This is a genomic window from Anaerococcus sp. Marseille-Q7828 (assembly GCF_949769285.1).
Classification (GTDB): Bacteria; Bacillota; Clostridia; order Tissierellales; family Peptoniphilaceae; genus Anaerococcus.
Genome location: NZ_OX458331.1, coordinates 1,787,153 through 1,800,560, shown reverse-complemented (window position 1 = coordinate 1,800,560; position 13,408 = coordinate 1,787,153). Strand labels below are relative to the sequence as shown.

Annotated in this window: 6 protein-coding genes; all 6 read left to right on the top strand. The window is 36.1% G+C overall.

Features of this window, described 5'->3' with window-relative positions:
- Positions 1–8 precede the first annotated feature (8 nt).
- Positions 9–1,100, top strand: coding sequence for a tryptophan--tRNA ligase (gene trpS, locus QNH69_RS08600; protein WP_044565982.1), 1,092 nt, complete (start codon positions 9–11; stop codon positions 1,098–1,100).
- Between the two features lie 149 nt (positions 1,101–1,249).
- Entirely contained in the window at positions 1,250–2,188 is a 939-nt protein-coding gene (locus QNH69_RS08595; RefSeq protein ID WP_282930067.1) for an L-lactate dehydrogenase, read from the top strand.
- 95 nt (positions 2,189–2,283) lie between these two features.
- Complete coding sequence (locus tag QNH69_RS08590; RefSeq protein ID WP_282930066.1) at positions 2,284–3,591, top strand: sodium-dependent transporter; 1,308 nt, start codon at positions 2,284–2,286, stop codon at positions 3,589–3,591.
- Positions 3,592–3,655: 64 nt separating this feature from the next.
- Positions 3,656–4,957, top strand: a complete 1,302-nt coding sequence (locus QNH69_RS08585) for a sodium-dependent transporter (RefSeq protein ID WP_282930065.1) — start codon at positions 3,656–3,658, stop codon at positions 4,955–4,957.
- 13 nt (positions 4,958–4,970) lie between these two features.
- The gene (locus tag QNH69_RS08580; RefSeq protein ID WP_282930064.1) at positions 4,971–5,672 is read left to right on the top strand and encodes a YjjG family noncanonical pyrimidine nucleotidase; all 702 of its coding nucleotides are present in this window, start codon (positions 4,971–4,973) and stop codon (positions 5,670–5,672) included.
- A gap of 183 nt (positions 5,673–5,855) precedes the next feature.
- Positions 5,856–13,370 carry a G5 domain-containing protein gene (locus QNH69_RS08575; RefSeq protein ID WP_282930063.1) on the top strand — a complete coding sequence of 2,505 codons (7,515 nt, stop codon included), beginning with the start codon at positions 5,856–5,858 and terminating at the stop codon, positions 13,368–13,370.
- Positions 13,371–13,408 lie beyond the last annotated feature (38 nt).

The following is a 13,408-nucleotide window of genomic DNA, read 5'->3' as shown; positions in this document are numbered from 1 at the left end:
AGAATATTTTGGACGAAAAAAATATAATTTTGACAGGAGATAGACCAACAGGTCGTCTTCACCTAGGACACTATGTAGGCAGCTTAAAAAACAGGGTTAAAATGCAAAACGAGGGCAATTTTGACAAGATGTATGTAATGATTGCCGATAGCCAAGCTCTCACAGACAACTTTGATAACCCTGGAAAGATAAGAGAAAACCTCATCGAAGTTGCCTTGGACTATCTTTCTGTAGGCATTGACCCAGAAAAAGTAACCATCTTTGTTCAATCACAAGTAGAAGAACTAACAGAGCTTACATTTTATTTCCTAAATCTAGTCACCCTATCAAGACTAGAGCGTAACCCTACTGTTAAAAGTGAAATTAAACTAAGAAATTTCGAAACAAGTCTACCTGCTGGTTTCTTGATTTATCCTGTAAGCCAAGCTGCAGATATCTTGCTTTTTGATGCAAATATAGTACCAGTTGGTGTGGACCAAGAACCAATGCTAGAGCAAGCCAGAGAGATTTCTAGGTCATTTAACAACATCTATGGCAATCTTTTTGTAGAGCCAGAAGCTGTTTTGCCGGAAAATGAAAATGCACGCCGTATGCCAGGCATAGATGGCAATGCTAAGATGAGCAAGTCTTTGGGCAATGCTATCTACCTAGCTGATGATAAGAAGACCATCAAGAAAAAGGTTATGGCCATGTACACAGACCCTAACCATATCAATATCGATGATCCAGGCAAGGTAGAGGGCAATATAGTCTTTACCTACCTAGATGTCTTTTCAAATGACAGTCATTTTGAAAAATATTTGCCAGATTATAAGAACCTAGACGAACTCAAGGACCACTACAGAAGAGGAGGACTTGGAGATGTCAAGGTCAAAAAATTCCTCATCAAAGTTTTGGAAGAAGAATTAGAACCAATCAGAGAAAAAAGAGCCTACTATGAAAACCATATAGATGATGTAGTGGCTATTCTTGAAAAAGGCACAGCAGATGCTAGGAAAGTAGGAAGAGCAAAGATTGATGCTGTCAAAAAAGCCATGGGCATAGACTATTTTGCAGATGGTGCCTATATAGAAGAAATGAAGAAAAAATACAATAAATAAAAAAATGAGTTTTTGCAAATTGCTAGATTTATTTGCAAAAGCTCTTTTTTAATTTATAAATCCTATAAATGATAGTGATAATTGTTATCTAAGGTCAGATATGGTTAAATATATATTGTAGAACTTTTTAGAAAAGATAAGGAGTTAATATGAAAGATAGCAAAATAATCCTAATAGGAACTGGTGCTGTAGGTTCTTCCTTTGCCTATGCTTCTACACTACTTGGAGTTGGCAGAGAGCTTGGCATCATTGATATAAACGAAGATAAGGTAGAAGGCGAAGTAATGGATTTAACAGATGCCATAAGCTTCACTAAACCTAAAAATATATACAAGGCTGACTATAGCGACTGCAAGGATGCAGAAGTTGTTGTAATTACTGCAGGAGCCGCCCAAAAAGAAGGCGAAACAAGACTTGATCTAGTAGACAAAAACCTTGCCATCTTCAAAGATATGATAGGAAAAGTCGTTGACAGTGGCTTTGATGGCATATTTTTAATAGCAAGTAACCCAGTTGACATACTAACTTATGCTACATGGAAATATTCAGGATTTCCTGCATCCAAGGTCATAGGAACTGGTACAACCCTAGATTCATCTAGGTTCAAAAAGGAAATAGCGGGGCTTATCGGTATAGATCCAAGAAGTGTGGAAGCATTCATCATGGGTGAGCATGGAGATACAGAATTTCCAGTATGGTCACATACTAACATAGGTGGATTGCCAATATACGAATGGGTCAGAAACCAAAGCGAACTTGACGAAAAAGCCCTACTAGATACCTTCGAAAAGTCAAAGAATGCAGCCTATGAGATTATAAAGAAAAAGGGAGCAACTTTCTATGGTATAGGCATGGCACTGACAGCCCTAGTAAGAGCCATAATAGACGATGAAAATTCTGTTTATTCGACATCATCATACCTAAAAGGCGAATATGGCCTAGATGATATCTACCTAGGAGTTCCAACTATCATTGGCAAAGATGGAGCAAAATGGGTAATAGAAGTCCCATTAACCGACATAGAAAAGGAAAACATGGACAAATCTGCCAAAACATTGAAAGATATTATTGACAAAAGTCAGATATAAAAATTTGGATGCACTGTGCATCCTTTTTTTTATGTCTTTTATTTCGCTTTAAAGTGTGATATACTTTATTAAAATTTTTCAATAAGAGGTAAACAATGGAAAAGAAATTTTCTTCAAAAATAGGATTTATATTAACAGCAGTAGGTTCAGCCGTAGGAATGGCGAATATTTGGGGCTTTCCTTACAAGTTTCAAGAAGGAGGCCTAGTCTTCTTGCTATTTTACCTAGCCTTTGTAATACTTTTTTCCTACGTGGGCCTATCCAGTGAATTTGCTGCAGGTAGGATGAGTCCAAAGGGATCTCTTGGTTCATATGAGATTGCCTTTGAATCGGCTGGCAAAGGCAAAAAAATTGCACGAATTTTTGGCTACATACCACTATTTGCACTATTTCTCATAGCTATTGGCTATTCAGTTATAGTAGCCTATGTATCAAAAGCATTCATTGATTCTTTAAGTGGCCAGCTTTTTACTATGCCAGCAGAAGATTGGTTTAATAGCTTTTCTAGTGAGAATTATGGGGTAGTCGCCTACCACATAGTAATAATCATACTCACTATCCTAACCTGCATAGGTGGGGCAAAAACCATAGAAAAATCCAACAAAATAATGATGCCGACTTTTTTTGTTTTGTTTTTGATATTAGTAATCAGGATACTATTCTTAGATGGCTCCATAGAAGGCTACAAATATATGTTTAGATTTGATCCTAGTAAATTAAATCTAGACACCATCATAGCAGCCATGGGTCAGGCATTTTTCTCCCTATCCTTAACAGGAGCTGCTATGGTGACTGTAGGCTCATATACAGACGATAGTGTAGATCTTATGAATTCATCCAAGCAAACTGGCATCTATGATTCATTGGCAGCTTTGATAGCCTCTTGTGTCATGATACCAGCCTTATCCGTGTTTAATATGCAACAAGTGGGTGGACCGGGATTATTATTTATATCCTTACCAACAATACTACAAAACATATTCTTTGGACGCATATTTTCCATCATTTTATATTTGGCAGTAATATTTGCAGGTATATCATCCTTGCAAAATATGTTTGAACCAGTTGTAGCTTCTTTAACCGGCAGATTTGACAAACTTAGCCGAAATCTTGCCTTGTTAATTATAGGACTTGTCACAATAGCCATAAGTTTAAATATGGAAACTATAGACAAGGTGGGCCATTACATGGATATAGTGTCTATTTATATAATGTCAATTGGAGCTTCTATTGGTTCTATAACTTGGTTTTATATACTAAAAAAGGACAAGCTATTAGCAGAAATAAACAAATCATCTAAGAAAACTTATGGTGATAGATGGTACAAGATAGGCAAGTATGTATATGTGCCAATAGCGGTAGTTTTGACTTTGATAGCTTTGATATTTAAAATATCTTTTTAATTGAATAAATTAATATTTGTGATATAATTCCTTTATAAACACTGTTGCTTTAAAGGAATAAATTATGAACAAGAAATTTTCATCAAGACTAGGTCTCATCTTATCAGCAGTAGGTTCTGCTGTAGGAATGGCAAATATATGGGGTTTCCCATATAAATTCCAAGAGGGAGGCCTAGTATTTTTATTATTTTATATATTATTTGCTGGAATATTTTCCTATGTAGGCCTATCATCTGAGTTCGCAGTCGGTAGGATGGCAAAGACAGGTACCTTAGGCGCCTATGACCATGCTTTTAAATCTAAAAATAAAAATATTGGAAGATTTATAGGCTATATTCCTCTCATAGGGACATTTTTAATAGCTGTAGGCTATAGCATAATAGTTGCATATGTATTGAAAGGATTTATTGACTCCCTAACGGGTGAAATTTTCCTCAAATCTTCAGATATTTGGTTTGAAAGTTTTGCTAACAGAGAACATTCTGTAGTAATCTATCACATTCTAATAATTATAATCACACTTTTAACTTGTTTTGGTGGAGCTTCTTCCATAGAAAAAACAAACAAGATAATGATGCCAACATTCTTTATATTATTTTTAGTACTAGCAATAAAGGTAGCGACTTTACCACATGCCCTAGACGGATATAAAAATATGTTCGCCTACAATCCAGACAATTTGAACATAAGAACTATTGTAAATGCCATGGGCCAAGCGTTTTTCTCCCTATCTATAACAGGATCTGGCATGATTGTAGTTGGTGCATATATAGACAAGGATGAAGACATAGTAGAATCGTCAGTTCAAACTGGATTTTTAGATACTATGGCTGGTCTGATATCATCATGTGTTATGATTCCTGCAGTAAGTGTATTTGCTATGGATAAGCTGGCTGGCCCAGCCTTGCTATTTGTAAGCCTGCCTACTATTTTAAATAACATAAGATTTGGGAGAATATTTGCAATCATACTCTATCTAGCTGTAGTATTTGCAGGCATATCATCTTTGCAAAATATGTTTGAAGTAATAGCTGAATCAATGACCCATAGGTTTGAAAAACTTACTAGAAAAACAGTTTTTATTAGCCTAGGTCTTCTAGTATTTCTACTTGGTATCAATCTTGAAACCATAGATTCCTTTGGTCCATATATGGATATAGTTTCTATCTACATCATACCTATAGGAGCATCAATTGGAGCTATCACTTGGTTCTATGTCTTGCAAAAAGATAAGCTCCTCGCGGAGATAAATTTATCTGCCAAAAGAAATTATGGACAAAAGTGGTATAAAATAGGTAAGTATGTATATGTGCCGATAGCTATTACCATAACTATATTGGCCTTAGTATTCAAAATTTCATTCTAGAAAGGATAAGCAATTGATAAAATATTTACTTTGGGATATTGACAATACACTTTTAAGCTTCGACTTGGCAGAAAGGGCATCTATGACCAAGGGTTTTGATAAATTTGGCCTAGATATAGACGATGAAAAGGCCCTAGATGTTTACAAAAATATAAACGATAAATATTGGAAGATGCTGGAAAAAGGAGAGAAGACTCGTGAAGAAATCTTGACGGAGAGGTTTGAGGAATTCTTTGACCTCTATGACATAGCCTATGATGATAGATTGGTAAATGATTTTAATCTCTTTTACCAAGAAGAACTAGGCAAACAAGTATTTTTCAACGACTATGCCGAAGAAGTTCTCCAAAAATTAGGCAAAGACTACAAGCAATACGCTGTAACCAATGGATCCAAAGTCGCCCAATCAGGTAAGCTCAAAAACTCTGGTCTAGATAAAATCTTTGATGGGGTCTTTATATCAGAAGACTTGGGCTATGATAAGCCGAGCCTAGAATACTTTGACTTAGTATTTGAAAATATTGGATCAAAAAATAGAGATGAATACATCCTAATAGGTGATTCTCTCACATCAGATATGCTTGGATCGAACAATGCAGGTATTAGAAACATTTGGTACAATCCAAAAGATTTAGACAATGATATAGGCATAAGGATTGATTATACCATCCACCAATTAAATAAGGTTGTAGATATACTAGACGATCTAAGATAGAAGTCCCAAATGTGGGGCTTTTTTGATATTTAAAATGTTGGCATAAGAAATGGAATGTTGAAGTAATAATACCAATAAGTTTTTTATTAAAACCATTATATTTCTATTGTCAAATATAAGCAAAACAGTATAATATGTAACAAATATGTAGCTATAATATATACAAGAGATTAGGAGTTTAAAGTGATTAATAATAAAAAATCTATAATTCCTTTGTCCAATGAAACCATCAAAAAGGCACTTTTGGGTGCTACTATTATTGCTGGTGGATTTGGCCTTATGGGGAATACTAATGAAGTATATGCTGATAGTGTTCCGTCATATATTGCAGACGAACTAGACGGTGTATACGATGAAACTATCGTTATAAGCAATGATAGTGCAAGCAATACTGAAACTAACAATACTAGATCTTCTGAAGCTAGTGTTAATGATGTAGAAACGACCAATGTAAGTGAAAGCACCACAAATGCTCAAAGTACAAAAAGAAAAAGCAAAGAACAACCAGTAAGAGCTCAAACTTACAGCACAAATACGACCGAAGAAGTGAGTCCGGCCCTTGAAATGTCTGAGGCTAATGCTCCATCTAGGCAGCAGGCATCAGCTTCAACTGAGACAAACTATAGCAATGATGAAAAGAAAATCAAAGACTATAACGGCAGTGAACGTTATAGGACAACAGATCTTCAACCTGGAGATACAAACCAAAATTTCGTTAAAACTGATGCGAAGGTAGAAAAAGACGGTTTTAAATTCCAACTTAATAACCCAGGTTCACAATCGCCTAGTTTAACCCAATATGGTTACCAAATTACCATAGACAAGAAGACTGGTCAAAGGACCTATACTAGTATTTCTGTTACAGATTCTGGTCTTATACCAGCACAAATAGGTGAAAAGCCTATGATGGGTGTGGGAGAAGGATTAACTTCTGAATCCCCTAAGGTAACATTTAAACCGGGTGAAAATGGAGAAGTAACTGCTAGTGGACGACAAATAAATTTAAACTATGTAGCTAGCGAAGATACCCTTAAGCATATTAATAATAAGGACAATCTTTATACTTCCTTTGGTATGAAGGATAACTACACTAAAGAAAACCCAGGTGTTAAGTTTTTTGGAAATAACTTCGCTTTAGCTTACAAGGTAAATCCATGGCCAAATGAAAATGACAGACTTAAGCTAATGAAACTCAATGGCGAATACAATGAAAAAGTCTTCGTCAAAGGTCAAGATATTGACACTGGTATTAAGGTAGAAAATATAGATGAAAGCGCTAAAGAAAGATTAGTTGGCCAAGTTTACCATCCAGTAACTGGCAAAGTTGTGCCAAAGGCTAGTGCCTATATTGACGATAAGGGCAAGGTACATGTAAAGATGCCAGCAGGCGCTCTAAAATTAGAGGGTGGCAAGTATGTAGTAAATGAAGATTCTATCTTTGCTAAAGATCCAGATTATAAGGGATTAACACACCTAGATGTCAAATTTTTTGCCCGCCCAAGAACAGCAGAAGAATTTATCAATATAGCCAACACACCAGATGATTTTGGTGAAACAGGAACTTACACAGAAACAGGTGCAGGATCTGCTACCATCAACCATAAGGGAACTAATGTTACAATAGACAAGCAAGGCATCGACCGCTACGACCATTACAATCTTATTGGTGACTTTAGCCTAAACCTTGACGACACTAGATACTATGATCAAGAATTCAAAGATGAAAAAGGAAATAAAATTGATCCAAACGATTCTACAAGTGTAGGTCCTGGGAAAAAAGCTACTATAAAAATTTTAGATCCAAGTACACCTGGTGGAACTCAAAAAACTGGTGCAGAAATGGATGCTGCATATAAAGCAGGAGAAGCCACAGGAAAACTTAAGGAAGAATACCTTATAGCAGCAAATAAAAAAATCGCAAGAGAATTAGGAATATCTTACGATGAATTGATGAAGGAAGAAAACAAGGACAAGAGATGGGTTATTGATGGTAAGTCTGACAATATATCATATTTTGACATAACTGCGCCAAAAAATGCCAAAGCTGGAGATACCATAGCCCTACCTGTTGAATATACCTATACAAATGGCTCAACAGATACACGCTGGTTCCACTTTGTTGTTCAGGAATCAACATTAAACAAACCAGAGTATGAGGCTAAAGTAAATTTCCCATCAGAAGAACAGACCTCACTACCAGTGATTTCTGAAGATGAAAAGAAGCTAAGCCCTTCAAGTTACTCTATAAAAGATGGTTTTGATTATAAGGACGACCACGGCAATGAATGGACTGTTTCTATTGATGAAAAAACTGGCCAAGTAACTGCCAAGCCAAAAGAAGACGGTAACTTTAATGGTGGAGAAAAGCTTTTTGTCCCAGTAGTTGCCCATTATAATGATCCAAAACAACCAGATGAGGACATCACCGACGAAACATTTGCTGAATTTATCATTAAAGAAAGAGCCAATATGACTCCTCGCTACAATGCAAAAGCAGGTAAGGCAGGAGATGTGCTTTCTTCTGATGTTATTCTAAACGATGAAGATACTTTTAACAGAAGACCAACTAAATTTACCCTTAATACCAATGCCTACACAGATGATAAAGGCAATATTTGGCAAGTTTCAATAGATGAAAACACAGGTAAAGTGACAGCAACTGTTCCAGATGGGGAAAATATTGACGGAGCTTTATTAAACGTACCTGTAACTGCTCATTATTATGATGGAGCTACAGAAAAAGGCACAAGGGTAACAGAAGTACAATTTATAGCTTCAGGTACAAAAAATACCATTGTTCATGAGCAAGAAATTCCATTTGAAACAAAAGTCGAAGTTGTAGAGGACCTAGCAAAGGGCGAGTGGAGATACAAAAAAGTTAACGGTGTTGAGCTTAAAGGTAAGGCTGGAAGCAAAAAAACCACCTATACTATAAGGGACTCAAAGATTGTAGATACCAAAGAAGATACAATTGATCCAGAAGATGCTGTTATCGAAGTTGGTAGCAAAGACTTTGTAGATGAGTTTAAACACGTTGAAGAATTACCATTTGGATATACAGTCAGAGAAGTCGACACCCTTAAAAAAGGTGAATACGAAATTGTAAAACAAGGTAAGGTTGGAACTAAAACTACAACATGGAAGATTGTAAACTCTAAAGTTGATGGCGAACCTACTGTAACAGAAGTCCCAGCAGAAGATGCAATAATCAATGTTGGTAAGGGAACAAATAGCGGTACTCACGAAGTAACAGAAAAAGTTGAAGTACCATTTGAAACTATTATAGAATTTGATGACAGCCTAAAACCAGGTGAACAAAAAGTAACTCAAGAAGGACAACTTGGCGAAAAAACTAGAACAAATACCCTTACTATAGAAGATGGCCAAGTAACTAAAACTGAAGAAGGCGAATATACTCAAACAAAAGCACCTGTAAATAGAATCATCAAAGTAGGTAGAAATACTGAAGGTACCCACACCTACGAAGAAAAGATTCCATTCAAATACAACATCTCTTATGATCCAGAACTAAAATCTGGTGAATATGTAATAGATGTAGAAGGAAAAGAAGGAACAAAGAAAACTACTTGGACTATCAAAAACTCTGAAATAGTTGGAGAGCCAAGTGTAGAAACAACTAATCCAGTTGATGCTGTGATTAGAGTGGGACGAAAAGACTTTACAGGCGAATTTTCACACGAAGTAACAGAAAAAATTCCATTTACTGTAAGAGTTATTGAAGATGAAACTCTAGAAGCTGGTAAGAGTGAATTAGTAACTCAAGGTGTACCAGGCTCAAAAACAACTAAATATACTCAAGCTATTAAAAATGGCGAAGCTGATGGCGAACTAAAATCAGAAGAAACTTCAAAGACTGAACCTGTTGAACATGTAATCAAAGTAGGTACTAAACCTGCCCAAAACTCTGTTGGAGTAGAAAGTGATGTAAATGTTACTATTAAATATACCTTTGATCCTAACTTAGATGTTACAGAAGCTAGAACAGGTGAGTTCACTCCAGGTAAAGTCAAGACAGTTGTAACTAACAAATACAACCCTGAAACTGGAAAGATAGAATCTGTTGAAGAAACAGTCGTTACACCTCCTGTTCAAGAAATCATAGTCGGTACCAACAAATACACTGGTGAATTCAAGAACGAAATTAAGGAAGTAATTCCTTTTAAAACTGAAGTGATATTTGATGATACTCTCCCAGCTGGCACTATGAAGGTAGATAAACCAGGTAAGGTAGGAGAGCGTACAAAGGAATTTATTCAACACTTTGAAAATGGTGAACAGAAATCAACTGAAGAAAAACTTATATCTGAAACACCAGCGGAAGATAGGGTGGTTAGAGTGGGCTCTATGACCGACGGAACTCATCAACATAAGGAAGAAATTCCTTTTGAGTACACCGTTGAATATGATCCTGAATTAAAAGCAGGAGAATATAGAGAAGTAACTCCAGGTAAAGTAGGAGAAAGAATTACAACTTGGACAATTGTAAACTCTAAAGTCGTTGGAGAACCAAAAGTTGTAGAAACAAAACCAGTAAACGCAGTAATTAAAGTTGGTAAAAAAGACTTTACAGGAACTTTCGAAACTAAGAAGACAAGCCCTATTGAATTTGAAATAGAATATATTGTAGATAATTCTTTAGAACCAGGTACAACAGAAGTTATCCAAAAAGGTGAACTTGGAGAGGAAGAAACAACAGTAACTCACACAATTAAAAATGGAGAAGTTACAGACTCAAAAGAAGGAGACCCAGTACAAACTAAGGCTCCATCTAAGAGAATTGTAAAAGTAGGTGCTGCAAAATCTAATGGAACACATGAATATACCAACAAAATTCCATATGATGTAGAAGTTAGAGTAAATCCAAACCTTAAAAAGGGTGAGTATAAAGTTGTTCAAGAAGGTGTTGCTGGAGAAGAAAAATATACACTTACTATAGTAGACTCTAAGGTGACAAATACTTCTGAACCATCAATAATAAAAACACCAGTTAAAGAAATTATCGAAGTAGGTGATAAAGACTTTACTGGCACAGTTGAATATGTGGACAAAGACCCAGTTCCATTTGAAACTGAAATCATAGTTGATCCAAGCCTAGCTCCAAACCAAATCGTAGAAGACCAAAAGGGTGAGCTTGGTGAACAAGAAACTAAGATTACAAGAACAATTACAAATGGTGAAGCAGGCGAAGAAAACCGTGGAGAAACTAAAGTAACAAAAGATCCAGTTACTAGAAAGTTAAGAATAGGCTCTAAAACTAATGGCCAATACAAGGAAACAGAAACAATTCCATTTGAAGTTGAAGTTAGAAAAGACCCATCACTTAAAAAGGGTGAATGGAAGTACAACGAAGTTGGTGGAGTGCCACAAACTGGAGAAAGCGGCCTAAGAGAAAGAACTCTAACTATTGAAAATTCTCAAATAACAGAAACATCAGAATACAAAACAGTTAAAGAGCCTAAAAAGGCAGTTATCCTTGTAGGTGACGAGGACTTTACAGGTGAAGTAAAACACACTGAACACTTTGAAATTCCATTTGAAGTTGAAGTTAGATATAACAGTGAACTTCCAGCTGGAACTAGCAAAGAAATTCAAAAAGGTGTCCAAGGTTCCTATGATATAGAATTTAACCAAAAGATTAAAAATGGTGCACCAGATGGTGACTTGCTCAAAGTTGAATCCAATAGGGTAGAAGCTAAGAAGCACATTATCGAAGTAGGAACAAAGGTAGAAACTCCAGAAAACAACTATTCTAAAGATGTGGAAGTTGAAATCGAATATGTATACGATGATACAAAAGACAAAGGAGTAGTAGAAACTGGCGAGTTAACACCAGGTAAAGTAGAAACTAAGGTAGTTGATAAATACAACCCAGAAACAGGTAAGATAGAACAAACTACAGAACAAGTGGTAACGAAGGCTAAGCAAAAAGTTATTGTAGGTACAAAAGACTTCACAGGTAAATACGAATACAGCAAGACTTGCCCAATTCCATTTGAAGTAGAAATTATCGAGGATGACACCTTAGAAAAAGGTAAAAGTGAAGTAGAACAAAAAGGAATACCAGGTTCTAAGACTACAAAATATGAACAAAACATTAAAAATGGCAAGCCAGATGGTGAAGCTAAGAAAATTAGCGAAGAAGTAACTCTAGAGCCTAAGAAACACATAGTTCGTGTAGGTACAAAACCTACTGACTCTACTGAAGGTGAAACTACAAAGACTATCGAAAGAGAAATCCCTTATGAAACAAAGGTAATCTATGATGAAAATCTTGATGCTGGTAGCCAAGTAATTGAAAAAGAAGGTAAGCCAGGTAAGGAAAAAGTTACAATTACTCAAAAGATTAAGGACTCTAAGCCAGTAGGAGACCCAACAGAAACTACTAAAACTATAACCGAAAAAGAAGATAGGGTAGTAAGAATTGGTGTTAAACCTGTTGAGAAGACTGTTGAATTAGGTCACGACACTGAGTATAGACACAATCCAGAACTTAAAGAAGGCGAAACAAAAGTTATCGAAGAAGGTTCTAAGGGTTCTGTAAAATATACAACTACTTTCAACAAGGAAACAGGTAAACTTGAAGTCAAAGAAGAAAGAACTGAACCAAAGAATAAGGTTGTAGAGTATGGTTCTAAGACTGAAGGCGAATTCACATATGAAAGCGAACAAGCTTTTGATATCATCATCAGAGAAAATCCAAACCTTGAAGCTGGAAAGACTAATGTTATCCAAGAAGGTATTGTAGGAAAAACTGAAACTACTGTTAAGATTGAAAACAGCAAAGAAGTTGATAGGACTACTAAAACAATCACAGAAAAACAAGATAAGATTATAGAAATCGGAACTAAAAATGTCTGTGAAATCCCACCAGTAGATCCAGAAAATCCAGACAAACCAGGCGATAAGGATCCAGAAAACCCAGATAAACCAGGCGATAAGGATCCAGAAAACCCAGATAAACCAGGCGATAAGGATCCAGAAAACCCAGACAAACCAGGAGACAAGGATTCAGAAAACCCAGACAAACCAGGCGATAAGGATCCAGAAGAACCAGGTAAACCAGGTGACAAAGATCCTGAAAAGCCAGGAAAACCAGGTGAAGAAAAACCAGAAGAACCAAGCAAGCCAGGTGAAGACAAACCAAACGAACCAGGTAAACCAGGTGAAGACAAACCAAATGAACCAGGTAAACCAGGCGAAGAAAAACCAAATGAACCAGGTAAACCAGGCGAAGAAAAACCAAATGAACCAGGTAAACCAGGCGAAGAAAAGCCAAATGAACCAGGTAAACCAGGTGAAGAAAAACCAAACGAACCAGGTAAGCCAGGCGAGGAAAAACCGGAAGAACCAAGCAAGCCAGGTGAAGAAAAACCAAATAAACCAGGTAAGCCAAATACACCAGAAACAGAGAATCCAAAAGATCCAGAGAAACCAAACTATAATGGTGGCAACAATATAGTTAATAATCCGGGTAATAAATCTGATAATAATATAAAAGTAGAAACAAAAACTTTGAATAATCAAAAAACTCAAAAGGATTCAAGTTCAAAAGATGGCAACAAAACGTCTAACACGAACGTGAAAACAGGTGTAAGTGGTGCATTCAGTGTAGCATCAATATTAGCAGCAGCAAGTGCTGGATTATTTGCTAGTAAAAAGAAAAAAGAAGATGAATAATGGTTCATTTTAAAAAGTGGAGACTCTCTCCACTTTTT

What these genes read in the sequence shown, in the direction of transcription:
- QNH69_RS08595 (WP_282930067.1), top strand. Translation starts at nt 1,250, where the DNA reads ATGAAAGATAGCAAAATAATCCTAATAGGAACTGGTGCTGTAGGTTCT.
- QNH69_RS08590 (WP_282930066.1), top strand. Translation starts at nt 2,284, where the DNA reads ATGGAAAAGAAATTTTCTTCAAAAATAGGATTTATATTAACAGCAGTA.
- QNH69_RS08585 (WP_282930065.1), top strand. Translation starts at nt 3,656, where the DNA reads ATGAACAAGAAATTTTCATCAAGACTAGGTCTCATCTTATCAGCAGTA.